Origin of the sequence: Actinomadura sp. 7K534, assembly GCF_004348575.1 — a bacterium.
Classification (GTDB): Bacteria; Actinomycetota; Actinomycetes; order Streptosporangiales; family Streptosporangiaceae; genus Spirillospora; species Spirillospora livida.
Genome location: NZ_SMKB01000158.1, coordinates 1 through 16,884 on the forward strand (window position 1 = coordinate 1; position 16,884 = coordinate 16,884).

Sequence of the window (16,884 nt, forward strand, 5' to 3'; positions counted from 1 at the left end):
CCCCGCCACCGCCCCGAATCTCCTCACACACCGTTACCGGCGCACAGACCACCAAGCACGCCGCCGGCGACAGCCAGACCAACCGATCACGTCCAGGAAGGAACCCCCCAGAATGGCCGCTCGGAAACCCTCTTCACCGCCCAACCTGCTCACGCTCGCCGAAGTGCTCGCCGAACTCCGCGTGTCCCGTAGCACCTTCGACACCTGGCGCACGCTCGGCACGGCCCCGAAGTGCATCAAGCTGCCGAACGGGCGCATCCGCGTTCACCGCAACGACCTGGACGCGTGGCTGTCGACGCGCGCCGAGGTTGCGGGGACGGTCTGAAATGGCCTACTCCCACGACGTCAGCATTTGGGGGCTGGCCAAGAAGAAGAACCGCAAGCGAGGCCACGGCGTCCGCTGGACGGTGGCCGGCAAGGAATCCTCGAAGTGGTTCACTGAACGGGCGCTGGCCGACAACTACCGGTCCAAGCTCATGCAGGCCGCGAGGAAGGGTGAAGGCTTCGACACGGACACGGGCCTACCCGAGTCCATGGTCCGCGCCCAACTTTCGGTCACCTGGTACGACCTCGCGTGCCGATTCGTTGATCTCAAATGGCCGCACGCTGCGGCCAAGTCCCGAACAGGCATCGCCGACGCGCTTGCGACCGTCACGCCGGTCCTGGTGGCCACCCAGCGCGGGAAGCCGGACGACAAGGTTCTACGCGCCGCCCTGTACGGCTGGGCCTTCCACAAGGTTCGCCGCGAGACCACGAGGCTCACCGGCCAGGAAGCCGCCGCGCTCAAGTGGCTTCGGGACAACTCGTTGCGAGTCGTGACCCTCAACGAGAAGGAGCAACGGTCCCAGCTCATCCGCTCGGCACTCGACACGATCGCGCTCAAGATGGATGGCACGCCCGCCGCGGCGAAGACAGTCGCCAGGAAGCGAGCGATCTTCTACGGCACGCTCAACTACGCCGTAGAACTCGACATCTTGCCGGCGAACCCCATCGACCGCGTGGCCTGGAAAGCCCCGGCTATCGCCGAGGAGGTCAACCGGAACGTAGTAGCCCGCCCTCGGCAGGTTCGGGCGCTCCTGGACGCCGTTCGGGCGAAGCGGCCCGAACTCACGGCGTTCTACGGCTGCCTGTACTACGCCTACATGCGGCCCGGCGAGGCGAAGGTCTTGCGTAGGAGCGACTGCATCGACCTACCGCGATCAGGGTGGGGTCAGCTCTTGCTCACCGGTAACTCGCCCCGTGTCGGCTCGGAATGGACGGACGCCGGGACGAGCCACGAGGAACGGCAATTGAAGCACCGGGCCAAGAAGATCGCTCGCCCCGTCCCGATCCCGCCGGAACTCGTCCGGCTGCTGCGTCGCCACCTGGACGAGCACGGGACGGCGCCGGACGGCCGTCTGTTCTCTGGTGGGCGCGGTGGGCCGCTCTCCGAGAGCGTTTACGGGCGCGTCTGGCAACTGGCCCGAGAGAAGGCGCTCACGCCCGCGCAGGTGGCCTCTCCGCTCGCCGGACGGCCGTACGACCTTCGCCACAGCGGCGTCACGCTCGCCCTGAACGCCGGTGTCCCTGCCCCGGAGGTCGCCCGCCGCGCTGGCCATGGCGTTGACGTGCTGCTACGGGTCTACGCCGGGTGTATCGACGGCCATGAGCAGATGTGGAACGGCCGTATCGAGGACGCTCTTAAGGACGACGGCTAGGGAGGTCACGGCCCGCACACCGCGTCCCGTGGCTGTCCCGTGAACACCCGGCGATCACCGGGAACAGTCGGGACCTATCGGGACGGACGAGAACGGCCCCTGACAGCGTTGAAGCTGGTCAGGGGCCGTTCTGTATGGTGTGGCGGGTGCAGGGTTCGAACCTGCGTAGGCTAAGCCGACGGATTTACAGTCCGCTCCCATTGGCCACTCGGGCAACCCGCCTTGGCGTCGCTTGCGCGGCGGCACTGGAAAGAATAGCGGACGGTGGGAGTGGGTGTGACATCGGGGCGCGGGCTTGATCGCTAAGCTCGGTGGACCGCGAAAGTTGCTGCTGAGGGGATGTGTGCGCGATGGCGGACAGCTCTTTTGACGTCGTGTCGAAGCTCGACCGGCAAGAGGTCGACAACGCGTTGAACCAGGCCGCCAAGGAGGTGGCCAACCGGTTCGACTTCCGGAACGTGGACGCGGGGATCAAGTGGTCGGGTGAGTCGATCGAGATCCAGGCGAACACGGAGGAGCGGGCCAACGCCGTGCTCGACGTGCTGAAGGACAAGCTGGTGAAGCGGGGGATCTCGCTGAAGGCGATCGACCCCGGGGAGCCGAAGCTGTCCGGGAAGCTGTACCGGCTGGGCGTGGGGCTGAAGGAGGGCATCGCGCAGGAGGACGCGAAGAAGATCGGCAAGATCATCCGGGATGAGGGGCCGAAGGGGATCAAGGCCCAGATCCAGGGGGACGAGCTGCGGGTCAGCTCGAAGAAGAAGGACGACCTGCAGGACGTCATCGCGCTGCTCAAGAGCAAGGACCTGGACGTGGCGCTGCAGTTCGTCAACTACCGGTAGTCGAGTGCGCCGGCCCCATCCCCCGCAGAAGGGGCCGGCGCTTTGTTATGACGCGGCCGCGTCCTCGATGGTTCGGTCGAATTCGTGGAGAGTTCGGGCGAGGGCCGTCAGGTCGAGGTCCAGGGCGCGGGCCAGGGACGCGACGGTGAAGAACGCCGGGGCCGCGATGGCGCCGCGTTCGATCTTGCGGAGCGTGTCAAGGGAGATGCCGGCCTCCTGGGCGACGGCGGCGGCGCTGCGGGGGCCGCGGGCGGCGCGGAGCACCTGGCCCAGGGCCCGGCCTCGGTCGCGCTGCTCCTCGGTTAGCGGGGTTCGAACCATGCGAGGATTGTAATACTGGTATTAGTATCTTCGCATGGTGAACTACCGAACTCCGCGGGAGTGGGAGCGCATGCGGGAGGCGGGACGGGTCGTGGCCCGGATCCTGCGGGACGTGCGGGCGGCGGCCGAGCCCGGTGTGCCGCTCGCCGAGTTGGACGCGGTGGCCGCGCGGACGCTCAAGGAGCATCAGGCGACGTCGCCGTTCCTGCACTACAAGCCGAGCTGGGCTCCGATGCCGTATCCGGCGAACATCTGCGTCTCGGTCAACGACGTGGTGGTGCACGGGATACCGGCGGGCGGGGTGCTCAGGGACGGCGACCTCGTGACGGTCGACGCCGGTGCGACGGTCGGGGGCTACTGCGGGGACGCGGCGGTGTCGTTCATGGTGGGGACGCCCGACGAGGGCGGCACGCGGCTCATCGAGACGACGCGGCTCGCCCTGGAGCGGGCCATCGCGGCGGCCGTGCCCGGGAACCGGATGGGGGACGTCGCGGCGGCGATCGAGGGCACGGCCCGTGAGGCGGGGTACGGGATCGCGGACGGGTCCGGCGGGCACGGCATCGGGACGGAGATGCACGAGGACCCGCCGGTGCCGAACAAGGGGCGGCCCGGGCGCGGGATGAGGCTCAGGGAGGGCCTGACGATCGCCATCGAGCCGCTGGTGACCGAGAGCGGGCGGGACGAGACCGGCATCCTCCCGGACGGGTGGTCGGTCGTGACGGCCGACGGGAGCCGCGCGGCGCATTTCGAGCACTCGATCGCGGTCACCGCGGACGGGCCGGTGGTCCTGACGGCGCTCTAGCGGCGGCCGGCCATGCGCTCCAGGCGGGCGATGCGGTCGGCCGTCGGCGGGTGCGTGGAGAAGAGCTTGCCGATCCCGGCGCCGGCGAACGGGTTGGCGATCATCAGGGAGCTGGTGGTGGCGAGTTCGGGGTCCTGCGGCAGCGGCATCGCGCGGGTGCCGGCGTCGATCTTGCGGAGCGCGGAGGCGAGCGCGAGGGGGTCGCCGGTGAGGCGGGCGCCGGCGGCGTCGGCGGAGTACTCGCGGGTGCGGCTGATCGCCATCTGCACGACGGCGGCGGCGACCGGGCCGAGGACGAGCATCAGCAGCGCGCCGAGGAGGCCGGGGCCGTCGTCGTCCTCGGCGCGGCCGAGCGGGATGAAGATCGCCAGGTGGGACAGGTAGGTGATGACGGTGGCGATCGCGGCGGCCACGGACGCGATGAGGATGTCGCGGTTGTAGACGTGCGACAGCTCATGACCGAGGACGGCCCGGAGTTCCCGTTCGTCCAGGATGTGCAGGATGCCGCGGGTGCAGCAGACGGCGGCGTTGCGCGGGTTGCGGCCGGTGGCGAACGCGTTCGGCTGGCGGGTCTCCGAGACGTACAGGCGCGGCATGGGCTGGTGGGCGGAGTTCGCGAGTTCCCGGACGAGCCGGTACAGCCGCGGCGCCTCGACCTCGCTGACCGGGTGGGCGCGCATGGAGCGCAGGGCGATCCGGTCGCTGAAGGCGTAGGCGAACCCGTTGGTGCCGAACGCGACGACCAGCGCGATCGTCAGCCCGGTACCGCCGCCGATGGCCCAGCCGGCGGCGAGCATCAATGCCGACAGCGCGCCGATGAGCGCCGCGGTCTTGACACCGTTGAACTGCACTTCCGTTGCCTCCCCGTCGACTCCGGCCATGAACATCAACGGTTTGACCTGGGTCAACGTTCCCGCCTATGTGGCGTGGCCGACCGTCTGCAGGACGATCTGGGGCGCCACCGAAAGGACGACGGCGCCGGCGGCGGTGGCGGTGATGGCGGCGCGGACGGGCAGTCCCGGCGCGGGGTCGTAGGACGGCCCGGGCGCCGGCGCGAAGAGCTTCGCGGCCCACACCAGGTAGTAGTACAGGCCGATCACCGTGTTGACGGCCATGACGGCGGCCAGCCAGGTGACGCCGCCCGCGACGGTGGCGCGGAACACGACGACCTTCGCGAACAGCCCCATGACGCCCGGCGGCAGCCCGGCGAGGCAGATGAGGAAGAACGCGAGGGCGGCGGCGACGGCGGGGCTGCGGCGGGCGAGGCCGCGGAAGTCGTCGAGGGTGTCCCAGGACGGGCTGAGCCGCCCCGCGGTACGGCGGCGGAAACCGATCACGACGGCGAACGCGCCGAGGTTCATGACGGCGTAGAGGGCGACGTAGGCGGTGGTGGCGGCGACGGCCTCGGGGAGCCGGTTGGTGCCGACCGCGAGGGGCGCGAGCATGTAGCCGGACTGGGCGACCGAAGACCAGGCGAGCAGCCGGATCGCGGTCCGCTGCCGCAGCGCGAGGAGGTTCCCGAGCGTCATCGTGACGGCGGCGAGGACGGCGATGACCGGCCCCCACACGTGCCCGTACGCGGGTAGCCCGAGGGCCACGACGATCAGGAGCCCGGCGAACCCGGCGGCCTTGGAGACGACGGACAGGAACGCGGCGACGGGAAGCGGGGACCCCTGGTAGACGTCCGGCGCCCAGAAGTGGAACGGGACGGCGGCGACCTTGAACGCGAACCCCGCGAGGACGAGCACGGACCCGGTGGCCGCGACGGCGTCCAGGCCGGACGGGAGGTCCGCGAGGGCGGGGGCGAGGCGGTCGAGGTGCATGGCGCCGGTCGCGCCGTACAGGAGGCTGATCCCGAACAGCATGATCGCGGTGGAGACCACGGAGACGAGGAACAGCTTCAGCGCGGCCTCGGACGCCGTCCCGTCGTAGCGGCGCAGGGCGGTGAGCGCGAACACCGGCAGCGACAGCGTCTCCAGCGCGACGAGGAGCAGGACGAGGTCGCGGGCGGCGACGAGGGTCAGCGCGCCGATGACGGCGGCGAGCAGCAGGAAGTGGTACTCGCCGGCGGGCATCTTCGAGTCGGTGATCTCCTGCAGCGAGAGCAGCACGACGACCAGGGCGGCGGCCAGCACGATGCCCTGGAACAGGAGCGTGAAGTCGTCGGCGACGTAGGAGCAGGAGGCGGGGCCGTCGCCGCGCAGGCCGTCCGGCAGGCAGAACGTGGCGCGGCGGTCCCCGGCCGCGAGCGCCGCGACGGCGATGAGCGCGGCGGCGAGGGCGCCGCCGCTGAGCAGGGACAGCAGGCGGCGCGGCACCTCGAAGGCGTCGGCGAGCAGCAGCCCGATCGCGGCGATCGCGAGGATCAGCGGCGGCGCGACCGCCGCGTAGTCGATGCTCTGGATCATCAGCCGCCTCCGAACAGCGCGCGGACGGGACCGGTGGTGACGTCCAGCAGGGTCTTCGGCCACAGGCCGACCAGCAGCGTGAGCGCGATCAGCGGCGTCCAGGCGGCGTACTCCTGCAGGGACACCGCCGCCGCGGGGACGCGGGCTTCGGCGGCGCCGTCCGCCGGGCCGTGGGTGAGCTTGGCGAGCATGCGCAGGAAGTAGGCGGCGGTCAGCAGCGCGCCGAGCGCCGCGACGACCATGAACGTCACGAACGTCTCCCGGGGGAGGCCGGCGTGCGGCCGGTACGCGCCGAGCAGCGCCAGCATCTCGCCCCAGAACCCGGCGAGGCCCGGAAGCCCGAGCGAGGCGACGGACGCGAACGTCAGGATCGACGCGAGGCGCGGGGACGTGCCCAGCATCCCGCCGCCGAGGGCGTCCATGTCGGTGGTGCCCCAGCGGTCCTTGACCGACCCGGCGAGGAAGAACAGCAGGCCGGTGATCAGGCCGTGCGCGATGTTGCCGAACAGCGCCGCGTTGACGCCGACGGGGGTGAGCGTCGCGATGCCGAGCAGCACGAAGCCCATGTGCCCGACGGACGAGAACGCGATCATCCGTTTGAGGTCGCGCTGGGCGAGGCAGGCGAGCGCGCCGTAGACGATGCCGATGACGGCGAGGAGCCCGAGCCACGGCGCCCAGAAGCGGGCCCCCTCGGGGGCGAGCGGCAGCGCGACGCGGACGAGCCCGTAGGTGCCCATCTTCAGCAGGACCCCGGCGAGCAGGACGGACCCGACGGTCGGGGCGGCGGTGTGCGCGTCCGGCAGCCAGGTGTGCAGCGGCCACATCGGCGCCTTGACCGCGAACCCGATCCCCATGAGGGCGAACGCGGTGAGCTGGACGCCGCGCGTCAGGCCGGCCCCGTGCCGGGCGGCCAGCTCGGTCATGTCGAGGGTGCCCGCGGTGGCGCCGACGAGCAGCATCCCGGCGAGGAGGAAGCCGGAGCCGAGCAGCGTGTAGAGGATGAACTTGTAGGCGGCCTCGCGGCGTCCCGCCCCGCCCCACAGCATGATCACCACGTACATGGGGATCAGGACGGTCTCGAAGAACACGAAGAACAGCACGAGGTCGAGGGCGACGAACGTGCCGAGCATCCCGACTTCGAGGACGAGCAGCATCGCGGTGAGCAGCCGGATCCGGCCGCCTTCCGGCGGGTGCCGCAGCGTGTAGAGGAAGCACAGGAACGTCAGCAGCGCGGTCAGCGCGACCAGCGGCAGCGAGATCCCGTCGGCGCCGAGGTGGAACTTCAGCCCGATCGCGGGCGCCCACTGCCGGTCGACTTCGAGCTGCATCCGGGACGTGGCGCCGAAGTCGAAGGCGGTCAGCGCGGAGACCGCGACGAGCAGCGTCGCGCCGGACACGGCGGTGCCGAAGGCGCGGACGGCGAAGTCGGTGCGCAGGAACCGGTTCGCCGGGAGGAGCATCGCCAGCGCCCCCGCCAGCGGTATCGCCAGCATCAGCACGAAGATCACAGGAGGATCACCACCCCGGCCACGATGACGACGACGCCGGCGAGCAGGCCGGTGAGGTAGGACTGCGCGTTGCCGTTCTGCGGGACGCGGAGCCGTTCGCCGAGGCGGAGCGCGCCGCGCCCGGTGCCGGTGACGGCGGCGTCCACCCGGCTGCGGTCGAGGACGACGACGTACCGCGCCGCCGCCCGGACGGGCCGGACGATCGCCGCGTCGTAGAACTCGTCCACGAAGAACGCCCGCGCGAAGACGGGGCGGACCGGCCCGAGCGCGCGCGCGGGATCCAGGGCAGGGTCGCGGTTCCACAAGAGGAAGGCACCGCCCGCGCCCACCGCGAGCAGCACGACGCTCAGCAGAGCCGGGCCTGCATGCGGACGCAGTTCCGCCGCCCCGAGCCCGAGGAAGCCGAGGATCGCGGCGGGGACGGCCAGGGCCGCGACCGTGTACGACATGAACTTCGACGGTTCGCGGATCTCGTACGACCCGCGCGGCTCCCCGAAGAACGTCATCAGCCACGTGCGCGTCGCGTACGCGGCCGTCAGCGCGACGGTCAGCAGCAGCCCCAGGTACACCAGCCACGCCACGGCTCCCGCGACCTCGCCGCCGTGGATCGCGGTGTGCTGCGCGGCCTCGATGACGGAGTCCTTGCTGAACCAGCCGCTGAGCGGCGGGACGCCCGCGAGCGCGGCGAGGCCGACCGTCATCGACCAGAACGTGATGGGCATGCCGTGCCGGAGCCCGCCGTAGTGGGCCAGCATGTTCGACCCGGCGACGACGATGACGCACCCGGCGGCGAGGAACAGCAGCGCCTTGAACGCCCCGTGCGCGAGCAGGTGGAAGATCGCCGGGGACTCGCCGCCGACCGCGAGGCCGGCGGCCATCACGGCGAGCTGGCTGATCGTCGAGTAGGCCAGCACGCGTTTCAGGTCGTCCTGCGCGAGCGCCGCGCACGCCGCGCCGACCATGGAGACCACCGCGGCGATCCCGAGGACGGCCAGCGCGGCGGGGGCCGCCTCGAACACCGGGAACACCCGGGCGACGACGTAGACGCCGGCCGCGACCATCGTCGCCGCGTGGATGAGGGCGCTGATCGGCGTCGGGCCCGCCATCGCGTCCGGCAGCCAGGTGTGCAGCGGGAACTGGGCGCTCTTGCCCGCGACCCCCGCCAGGAGCAGCAGCGCGGCCGCAGTCACCGTGCTGCCCGGCAGGTCCGCGGCGGCCCGGACGATCTCCCGGATCTCGAACGTGCCCGCGCCGACGCCGAGGACCAGCACGCCGATCAGGAAGCCGACGTCGCCGAGCCGCGTGACGAGGAACGCCTTCACCGCCGCCCGCGAGTTCGCCCGGTCCTCCCAGTGGTGGCCGATGAGGAAGTACGAGCAGATCCCCATGACCTCCCACCCCGCGTACAGGACGAGGAGGTCACCGGAGTAGACGACCAGCAGCATCGCCGCCGTGAAGAGCGAGACGAAGGCGGCGTAGGAGGAGTAGCGGCGGTCCCCCTCCAGGTAGGCGACCGAGTACACCTGGACGGCGAGCGCTACGCAGCACACCATGAGCGCGACGACGGCGGACAGCCCGTCCACCTGGAGCCCGACCCGGATCGGCACCGAACCGGTCTCGATCACGGTGAGCATCCCGGTGCGCTCGCCGGGGTCGCGCCACACGGTGTACGCGACGACCGCCGCGAGGACGAGCGACACCGCGATCGGCGCGCACGCGATGAGGGCGGGCCCGTTCCGCAGCGGCGGCACCCGGCCGCCGGAACGGCCGCCGAGGAGCCGGGTCAGGGACGGGCCGAACAGCATCCCGGCGAACGCGGCGAGGAAGGGCAGCAGCGCGACCAGCGAGGCCAGCACGATCACGGGCGGGCCTCCTCGGCCGGCACGGCCTCTTCGGGCTCGGCGGGCGTCTCCCCGTCCCCATCGGGACCGTCCGCGCGCTCCGACAGCGCGCGGAGCCGGTCGACGTCGACGTTCCGCCGGTTGCGGAACACCAGCAGGACGATCGCCAGCCCCAGCCCGATCTCCGCCGCGGCGATCACGATCGTGAACAACGTGAGGACCTGGCCGCCGTGCAACGGGTCCCGCAGCCAGATGTCGAACGTGACGAGGTTGAGGTTCACCGCGTTCAGCATCAGCTCGACCGACATCAGGACGAGGATCGCGTTGCGCCGTGCCAGCACCCCGTACACGCCGACGGAGAACAGCAGCGCGGCGACGACCGTCGGGTAGGCGAGATGCATCAGACGCCGTCCTCCTCGCCCGCGTCGCCGCGTTCCGGTTCCCGCTCCTCGGACCGGGCGCGGGTCTCCGGCCGCGCGCGGATGTCGGACCGCGACAGCACGATCGCGCCGACGAGCGACGCCAGCAGCAGCACCGACAGGATCTCGAAGGGCAGCACCCACGTCCGGAACACGCTCGCGCCGAGCGCCTCGGCCGAACCGCCGCCCGCCTCCAGCGCGATGCGCTCGTCCCCGAACCCCATGACCACGACCGTCACGAGGACGGCGGCGGTGGCGACGGCGACGGCCGCCGCGGCCCACCGGTTGCCGGAGTCCAGGTCGGCGGACTCCCCGATCGGCGCCCGCGTCAGCATGATGCCGAACAGCAGCAGCACGACGATCGCGCCGACGTAGATGAGCACCTGCACCCAGGCGACGAACTCCGCGGTGAGGACGAGGTAGCCGCCGGCGAGCGCACCGAACGACACGACCAGCCACAGCGCCGCGTGCACCAGCCGCCGCGTCGTCACGACCAGGACGGCCGACCCGACGGCGACGACGCCGAGCAGCGCGAAGACGACCTCCTGGCCGCTCATGCGCGCCTCCTGTGGGGGGCGACCCCCCACGCCCCCCGGTTCGCTTCGCTCATGCGCGCCTCCTGTGGGGGGCGACCCCCCCACGCCCCCCGGTTCGCTTCGCTCATTCTGCGCTCCCGGGGGGCTTGCGGGCCGCGCGGGCCGCGGCCTTCTCCGCGGCGCCGACTTCCTTGGGCGGCTCGGCGGCCGGGTCGTGGGCCTGCGGCGGCGGGACCGTCCACATCCACTCCCGCAGCCGCTCCTTCTCGTGCGTCAGCTCCGCGATGTCGTACTCGGCGTACTCGAACTCCGGCGACCAGAACAGCGCGTCGAACGGGCAGACCTCGATGCAGATGCCGCAGTACATGCACAGGGCGAAGTCGATGGCGAACCGGTCGAGGACGTTGCGGGTCCGGGCCCGGCCGCCGCCCTCGGCCGGGAGGGTCTCCTTGTGCGAGTCGATGTAGATGCACCAGTCGGGGCACTCGCGCGCGCACAGCATGCAGACGGTGCAGTTCTCCTCGAAGAGCGCGATGACTCCGCGGCTGCGCGGCGGCAGATCGGGTTGCACTTCCGGGTATTGACGCGTTATGGAACGCCGCGTCATCGTTCGCAACGTGACCGCCAGCCCCTTGGCCAGCCCGCCTCCTGGTAGCCGTCCCACGCGCCCCATGATTGCGCACGATCGGCGCGGGGGGAACGCGGCGGGCGCCCCATCCGTCCTACAAGGTGTGGACCTCATGGTCAACGGCGTGTTCGCGGTCGGGAGGGCATGTGAATCAGCGCGCAGACCGCCCCGATGATCCCGTGCCGCACCACCGTCCGCGTGATCCGCGCGGCGACCACGCGCGGGGGCACCTTCCCCCGCACGGCCCGGCGCCGCGGCCGGCCCCCGGCAGGGCGTTCGGCCCGCCCGGCTGGCGTCCGCCCTTTCCGGGCCCGCCGGTTCCGCCCGTTCCGCCGCTTGCGCCCGTGCGTCCGGTTCCGCCCGCCCCTGGGCCGTCCCAGGAGACCGCGCGCAGCGTCGTCTGGGCGGCCGTGCCGTTCGTCACCCTCGGCTACGGGACGCCGTTCTCGTTCTGCTACGCGGCCGTCCGGCGCAGGTCGTGGAGCCTCGGCGCCGTCGCCGCCGGGTACGGCGTCGGCACGGCCACCGTCCTGACGCTGCTGCAGGCCGGCAACCCGGTCTTCGCCGTCATCGGCGCGTTCCTGGCGATGCTGCTGTGGATCGCGGGCACCGGGCACGCGTTCGCCGTCAGGTCGTCGGTCTTCCCCCGCGACATCCCGCGCAACCGGCGCAACCAGCACGCCATCGAGGTCGCCAAGTACCGCCGCTCGCTGCGCGAGGAGGCCCGCGCGCTCGCCGCCGAGGACCCGGCGCTCGCCCGCGAGCTGCGCATCGGCCGCCCCGACGTCCCCCGCACCTACGACGACGGCGGCCTCGTGGACGTCAACCACGCGCCGCCGGAGATCCTCGCCGCGCTGCCCGGCATGACGCCCGAGATGGTGGAGCGCGTCGTCCGCCGCCGCGAGGAGCAGGGCGGCTTCATGTCCGCCGAGGAGATGGCGGTGGACGCCGACATCCCGCCCGACGCCCTCCCCCAGATGGCCGAGTACACGATCTTCCTGCGGTGAGGCGAGGCGGCTCCCGCCTCAGAGCGCGACCTTGAGGACGCCCGTCAGCGCGAGCTGCGCCAGCGAGAGCGGCACGAGCCACGCCCAGGCGAGCTTCTGGAGCTGGTCCTCGCGCATGCGCGGGTAGCTCACCCGCAGCCAGATGACGCAGAACGCCAGCGCGAACACCTTGAGCAGCGTCCACAGCCAGCCGAGCTCGGTGTCGAGGAACGGCCCCTTCCAGCCGCCGAGGAACAGCACGGTCGTCAGCGCGCAGAGCACCACGATCCCGGCGTACTCCGACAGGATGAACAGCGCGAACCGCAGCCCGCCGTACTCGGTGTACGGGCCGAAGATGATCTCGGAGTCGGCGACCGGCATGTCGAACGGCGGGCGGCGCAGCTCGGCGAGGCCCGCGACGAAGAACACGACGCCGCCGACCGCCTGCCAGGGCAGCCACCACCAGCGCCACTCGTCCACGATGCCGGTCAGCGAAAGCGTGCCGGCGGCCATCGCCACCGACGACGCCGCGAACACCATCGGCAGCTCGTAGGACATCAGCTGGGCCGCGACGCGCATCCCGCCGAGCAGCGAGTACTTGTTCGCGCTCGCCCAGCCCGCCATGATCGCGCCGATCACGCCGACGCCCATCACGGCGAGCGCGAAGAAGACCCCGGGGCCGAGGTCGAGCGCGACCTGCCCGTCCGGGCCGACCGGGATCACCAGCAGGACGAGCAGGTACGGGACGAGCGCGACGCCCGGTGCGAGCTTGAACACCCAGCGGTCGGCGTCGCGCGGGACCACGTCCTCCTTCTGCGCGAACTTCACCCCGTCGGCGACGAGCTGCGCCCAGCCGTGGAAGGCGCCCGCGTACATGGGGCCGAGACGGCCCTGCATGTGCGCCATGACCTTGTGCTCCGCCTGCCCCACCAGGAGCGGGAGGAACGCGAACGCGGCGGCCACCAGGGCCAGCTTGACGACGATCTCAAGCATCGGGTCCCCAGTCGTCCGGCACTCCGGGCGGTCGGACGCGGCGGCGGCTGGGCGCGCCGTGGCCGGACTCGCCCGGTTCCTTGGCGCCCGGCCACGCCTTCGCGACGCGGGAGGCGAGCACGAAGTCCTTGCGGAGCGGATGCCCCTCGAAGCCGTCCGGGAGGAGCAGCGGCACCAGGTTCGGGTGGCCCTCGAAGAGGATGCCGAACATCTCGGCGGTCTCGCGCTCGTGCCACTCGGCGCCGCGGTAGACGCCCGTGGCGGTCGCCAGCACCGGGGCCCGCCGCGGGACGCGGGTGCGGACGAGCAGATGGTGGCGGTGTTCGAGCGAGTACACGTGGACGACGACGGCGAAGCCCTCGTCCAGCTCGTCGACCCCGGTCAGCCAGTCGAAGAACCCGCAGGACAGGTCGTCGCGGGCGAACGTCAGGGCGTCCAGCCAGTACTCCGGCGGCACCCCGACGGCGAGGCCGCCGAACGTCTCCTCGGTGCTGATCTCGTCGCCGAAGCGGCCGGTCCAGGCGCCGGTCAGGTCGGGGCCGCCGGCCGGTTCACCGGTCACCGGTCGCGTCCGATCTGGTCGTCGTGCCCGTCGTCGGCCAGGCCGGGGATGATCGACGGGTCGTGCTCGGACCTGTCGCGGGCACGCCGGCCGGGCCGCGCGTTCCCCTCCGCCGGGGGCCGCTCGTCGACCACGGGGACGGGGCGCGTCTCGTCGTCCGGGTGCGCACCCTGCGAAGGCTCGTCCTCGACGGCCGGAACGGGCAGGGTCTCGTCGGCGGGGCCCGGCGGCTCTTCGACCACGGGGACCGGGCGCGTCTCGTCGTCCGGGTGCGCGCCCTCCGCGGGCTGATCGTCGACGGTCGGAACGGGCAGGGTCTCGTCGGCGGGGCCCGGCGGCTCCTCGACCACGGAGACGGGGCGCGTCTCGTCCTCGTCCGGGCGGACCGGCGGTTCGTCGCTCGCCTCGGGCCGGGCGGCGGGTTCCGGCGCGTCCCCGAGGTGCTGGACGGGCATGGTCGCGTCCTCCGGCCCCGCTCCGGCCCGGTCGGCCTCGTCCGCCATGACGTTCCAGTGCCCGAACGTCTCCTCCTCGTCCAGGTCGGCGGGGGGCGGCGGCTGGATGGGGCGGCGCAGGACCGTCGCCTCCAGCGGGCGCGGCGGGGGCGGCGGCGACATCGGCTCGCCGCCGTTGTAGCGGTCGCCGAGCGACTCGCCCGCGATCTTCTCCTGGAGGTGGACGATGCCGTGCAGCAGCGCCTCGGGACGGGGCGGGCAGCCGGGGACGTACACGTCGACCGGGACGATCTGGTCCACGCCCTTGGTCACGCAGTACGAGTCCCAGTACGGTCCGCCGCAGTTGGAGCAGGCGCCGAACGAGATGACGTACTTCGGCTCGGGCATCTGCTCGTACAGGCGGCGGATCGCCGGCGCCATCTTGTCGCTGACCGTGCCGGAGACGACCATGAGGTCGGCCTGCCGGGGACCGGGCGCGAACGGGATGACGCCGAGCCGGATGAAGTCGTGGCGGGCCATGGACGTCGCGATGAACTCGATGGCGCAGCAGGCCAGGCCGAAGTTGAAGACCCACAGCGAGTAGCGGCGGCCCCAGTTGAGCACGAACTTGATCGGCTTCGGCGCCAGCCGCGACAGCGGCCCGACGCTCGGCGGCGGTAGATCGACAGTGCCCACGGGAGCATTGTTACAGTCCCGCGGGATCCGGTTACAGGGCCGGAGCCGGGATCGTCCCCGGTTCGGCCCCGGACCGCCGGTTCAGACCCAGGAGAGGACGCCCTTCTTCGCCGCGTACGCGAGCCCGGTGGCGAGGAACCCGAGGAAGACGAACATTTCCCCGAGCGTCGTCGCACCGTAACCGGGCTCGGAGAAGATCGTTGCCCAAGGGAAGAGGAAAACCGCGTCCACGGCGAACACGACGTACAGGTAGGCGAAGACGTAGTAGCGCACGTACGAATGCGCCCAGCCCTCCCCGACGGGGTCGACGCCGCATTCGTAGGTCGTCAGCTTCTCCGCCGTGGGGCGGTTCGGACGCAGCGCGCGGTTCGCGCCGAGCCCGCCGGCGACGATCCCGGCGCCCACGAGGAGCAGTACGACCACGACGACATATGTGTCGAAATAGTTATGCACCAAATCCTCCTCGTGTGCGTCTGATCCAGTATCCCCCGAGACAGCGTCACGGGAGTGTGACCTTGTACCTCCGCCCCGGAGGATCACAATGTCATGGTTTTGCTGCACACTAGGTACGCATTGAGGTCAGTTGACCTGGAAGGACGTGACCAGATGAGCAACCCCCCGCCTCCACCGGGATGGGAGTCTCCGGGCGGCGCATCCTGGCCGCCTCCCCCGCCGCCCGCGGGTCCGGGCGGGCCGGGTCCCGGTGGTCCCGGATCGCCTCCCGGCGGACCGGGCGCGCCACCGCCGCCCCCGCCCGGCGGTTTCGGCGGCTCCGGAACGCCTCCTCCCTTCTTCCCGCCGCCCCCGGGCAGCCCCATGGGCCCGGGCATGCCGCCGCCGAAGCGCGGCGGGGGCGGGGTGGTGATCGCCGCGATCCTCGGCGGCGGCCTCGTCGTGCTGCTGCTCATCGGGGTCATCGTGATCGTCGCGACCGCGAGCGGCGGCAAGTCCCCCGAGGAGAAGCTGACGGCCGCGGCGAGCAACATGTCGACCGCGGAGGCCGTCGAGCTCGACGGCACCTTCGGCGGTGCCGGGACGCTGCGGGGCGAGCTGAACGTCACCAAGGGCGGCCGCGCCACCGGGCCGGTCACCTGGAACGGCTCCAGGGTCACGTTGCTCGCGGCCGACGGCAAGCTGTTCGTGAAGGCCGACAAGTCGTACTGGGAGCGGGAGATCTCGGGCGACGAGCCGTTCTTCCTCAAGAGCGGCGAGCAGTGGGGCCGCATGGACCATGACGAGCTGAACATCGACTTCAAGTCGCAGCTGTCGCCGACGGCGCTGGCGAGCAGGATCCGCGCGGCGCGGACGTCCAGCGTCAAGCCGATCGAGACCCGCTGGCAGGGCAAGAAGGCCCTGAAGTTCAGCACGTTCTCGTCCACGATCTACATCACCGACGAGGACGACGCCGAGCTGCTGCGGTACGAGGCGACGACCCCGCGCGTCCGCGTGGACGTCACCCCCAAGGGCTCCAGCGAGGCCTCGTCCGTCATCTCCGGCATGCGCACGAGCATGAGCGAGCTGAAGGACTCCTTCAACGCCTCCGCCCAGCCGCGGGTCGCCGAGTGGAAGAAGGGCGGCTGCAACAGCTCGTCCGGCTGCACCGTCGAAGCCAAGATCAACCCGCCGTACGACGCGGAGACGCCCGTCACCATCGACGTGCGGTTCCGCATCACCGCCGGTTCGCTGACCGGCCGGGACCTCGGCAACTGCACCGCGACCATCACCATCACCAGCTCGAGCCCGCAGTGGGCGAGCTGCCGCGTCTCCAGCTCCGCTTGGGCGAGCTGGGCCAGGAGCACCGGCGGCACGTTCTACAAGCACGCCGACTACAAGGTGATCGGCGCCACCTCCGAAGAGGTCCAGGCGCTGCAGAACGGACTCGACAGCGAGTGAGGCCGCAGGTGAGGCGCCCCCGGCGCTGATCCCGCCGCCTCTGGCGGCCCGGCGGCGCTTTCCCCCGAACCAGGAGGAAGCGCCGCCGGGCCCCTTTATGCTTCAGGGAACGCCCCATAGGGGTCCGGCGGCCGTTTCCCGATCGGCGGAACGTCCGCGACCCCGTCGGCACCCTCTGGAGGGCACCCGCAGATTCCTTGCTTTGTCCCTGACGGTCGGGCCGAACCCGGCCCCCGAAGTGAGCAGAGTGAGCCAGAGTGAGCCCTGAAAAGGACGACCCGTCACCGACGGCCTCCTCCACCCCTGTCTCTTATACACAGC

Annotated in this window: 17 protein-coding genes, 1 tRNA gene and 1 pseudogene; 6 read left to right on the forward strand and 13 right to left on the reverse strand. The window is 71.6% G+C overall.

The window, feature by feature from the left end:
* The first annotated feature begins 112 nt into the window (after nucleotides 1-112).
* Nucleotides 113-325, forward strand: coding sequence for a helix-turn-helix domain-containing protein (locus E1266_RS25655; RefSeq protein WP_132051184.1), 213 nt, complete (start codon nucleotides 113-115; stop codon nucleotides 323-325).
* Nucleotide 326: 1 nt separating this feature from the next.
* Nucleotides 327-1,697 (forward strand): tyrosine-type recombinase/integrase, encoded by a 1,371-nt coding sequence (locus tag E1266_RS25660; protein ID WP_132051186.1) that lies wholly within the window; start codon nucleotides 327-329, stop codon nucleotides 1,695-1,697.
* 140 nt (nucleotides 1,698-1,837) lie between these two features.
* Here E1266_RS25660 and E1266_RS25665 read toward each other — a convergent pair.
* Nucleotides 1,838-1,919 (reverse strand) — tRNA-Tyr (locus E1266_RS25665).
* Between the two features lie 128 nt (nucleotides 1,920-2,047).
* On the opposite strand from E1266_RS25665, the gene E1266_RS25670 reads away from it, so the two are divergent.
* Entirely contained in the window at nucleotides 2,048-2,536 is a 489-nt protein-coding gene (locus E1266_RS25670; protein WP_132051188.1) for a YajQ family cyclic di-GMP-binding protein, read from the forward strand.
* A 45-nt stretch (nucleotides 2,537-2,581) separates the two neighbouring features.
* On the opposite strand, the gene E1266_RS25675 is transcribed toward E1266_RS25670, so the two are convergent.
* Nucleotides 2,582-2,857, reverse strand: a complete 276-nt coding sequence (locus E1266_RS25675; protein WP_132051190.1) for a helix-turn-helix transcriptional regulator — start codon at nucleotides 2,855-2,857, stop codon at nucleotides 2,582-2,584.
* 34 nt (nucleotides 2,858-2,891) lie between these two features.
* Between E1266_RS25675 and map the strand changes: the two genes are divergently transcribed.
* Nucleotides 2,892-3,659, forward strand: coding sequence for a type I methionyl aminopeptidase (map, locus tag E1266_RS25680; protein WP_132051192.1), 768 nt, complete (start codon nucleotides 2,892-2,894; stop codon nucleotides 3,657-3,659).
* On the opposite strand, the gene htpX is transcribed toward map, so the two are convergent.
* The 7 genes from htpX to E1266_RS25715 form a co-directional block, all read right to left on the reverse strand.
* Entirely contained in the window at nucleotides 3,656-4,510 is an 855-nt protein-coding gene (gene htpX, locus E1266_RS25685) for a zinc metalloprotease HtpX (RefSeq protein ID WP_207945910.1), read from the reverse strand. The two genes, map and htpX, sit on opposite strands and share 4 nt — an antisense overlap.
* Before the next feature lie 66 nt (nucleotides 4,511-4,576).
* On the reverse strand, nucleotides 4,577-6,067 hold the full coding sequence (locus E1266_RS25690) for an NADH-quinone oxidoreductase subunit N (protein WP_132051196.1): 1,491 nt from the start codon (nucleotides 6,065-6,067) through the stop codon (nucleotides 4,577-4,579).
* A complete protein-coding gene (locus tag E1266_RS25695) occupies nucleotides 6,067-7,575 on the reverse strand; it encodes an NADH-quinone oxidoreductase subunit M (protein WP_347876745.1) in 1,509 nt (502 codons plus the stop codon). Before E1266_RS25695 ends, E1266_RS25690 begins: the two co-directional genes overlap by 1 nt.
* Nucleotides 7,572-9,437, reverse strand: a complete 1,866-nt coding sequence (locus E1266_RS25700; RefSeq protein ID WP_243718866.1) for an NADH-quinone oxidoreductase subunit L — start codon at nucleotides 9,435-9,437, stop codon at nucleotides 7,572-7,574. The genes E1266_RS25695 and E1266_RS25700 overlap by 4 nt, the downstream gene beginning before the upstream one ends.
* Entirely contained in the window at nucleotides 9,434-9,817 is a 384-nt protein-coding gene (gene nuoK / locus E1266_RS25705; RefSeq protein ID WP_132051198.1) for an NADH-quinone oxidoreductase subunit NuoK, read from the reverse strand. The genes E1266_RS25700 and nuoK overlap by 4 nt, the downstream gene beginning before the upstream one ends.
* Nucleotides 9,817-10,392, reverse strand: a complete 576-nt coding sequence (locus tag E1266_RS25710; RefSeq protein WP_132051200.1) for an NADH-quinone oxidoreductase subunit J — start codon at nucleotides 10,390-10,392, stop codon at nucleotides 9,817-9,819. The genes nuoK and E1266_RS25710 overlap by 1 nt, the downstream gene beginning before the upstream one ends.
* 103 nt (nucleotides 10,393-10,495) lie before the next feature.
* On the reverse strand, nucleotides 10,496-10,942 hold the full coding sequence (locus E1266_RS25715) for a 4Fe-4S binding protein (protein WP_243718867.1): 447 nt from the start codon (nucleotides 10,940-10,942) through the stop codon (nucleotides 10,496-10,498).
* A gap of 401 nt (nucleotides 10,943-11,343) precedes the next feature.
* Here E1266_RS25715 and E1266_RS39565 point away from each other — a divergent pair, with 401 nt between their 5' ends.
* Nucleotides 11,344-12,006 carry a helix-hairpin-helix domain-containing protein gene (locus E1266_RS39565; RefSeq protein ID WP_243718873.1) on the forward strand — a complete coding sequence of 221 codons (663 nt, stop codon included), beginning with the start codon at nucleotides 11,344-11,346 and terminating at the stop codon, nucleotides 12,004-12,006.
* 18 nt (nucleotides 12,007-12,024) lie between these two features.
* On the opposite strand, the gene E1266_RS25725 is transcribed toward E1266_RS39565, so the two are convergent.
* From E1266_RS25725 to E1266_RS25740, 4 genes and pseudogenes are all read right to left on the reverse strand, one after another.
* Nucleotides 12,025-12,978 carry a complex I subunit 1 family protein gene (locus E1266_RS25725; RefSeq protein WP_132051204.1) on the reverse strand — a complete coding sequence of 318 codons (954 nt, stop codon included), beginning with the start codon at nucleotides 12,976-12,978 and terminating at the stop codon, nucleotides 12,025-12,027.
* Nucleotides 12,971-13,540 carry an NADH-quinone oxidoreductase subunit C gene (locus tag E1266_RS25730; protein WP_243718869.1) on the reverse strand — a complete coding sequence of 190 codons (570 nt, stop codon included), beginning with the start codon at nucleotides 13,538-13,540 and terminating at the stop codon, nucleotides 12,971-12,973. The genes E1266_RS25725 and E1266_RS25730 overlap by 8 nt, the downstream gene beginning before the upstream one ends.
* Nucleotides 13,541-14,187: 647 nt before the next feature.
* Nucleotides 14,188-14,631, reverse strand: a pseudogene (locus E1266_RS39570) (NADH-quinone oxidoreductase subunit B family protein); the annotation flags it as partial.
* Nucleotides 14,632-14,751: 120 nt separating this feature from the next.
* Complete coding sequence (locus E1266_RS25740; RefSeq protein ID WP_132051206.1) at nucleotides 14,752-15,123, reverse strand: NADH-quinone oxidoreductase subunit A; 372 nt, start codon at nucleotides 15,121-15,123, stop codon at nucleotides 14,752-14,754.
* A 375-nt stretch (nucleotides 15,124-15,498) separates the two neighbouring features.
* Here E1266_RS25740 and E1266_RS25745 point away from each other — a divergent pair, with 375 nt between their 5' ends.
* The gene (locus E1266_RS25745) at nucleotides 15,499-16,563 is read left to right on the forward strand and encodes a hypothetical protein (RefSeq protein ID WP_243718871.1); all 1,065 of its coding nucleotides are present in this window, start codon (nucleotides 15,499-15,501) and stop codon (nucleotides 16,561-16,563) included.
* Nucleotides 16,564-16,884 lie beyond the last annotated feature (321 nt).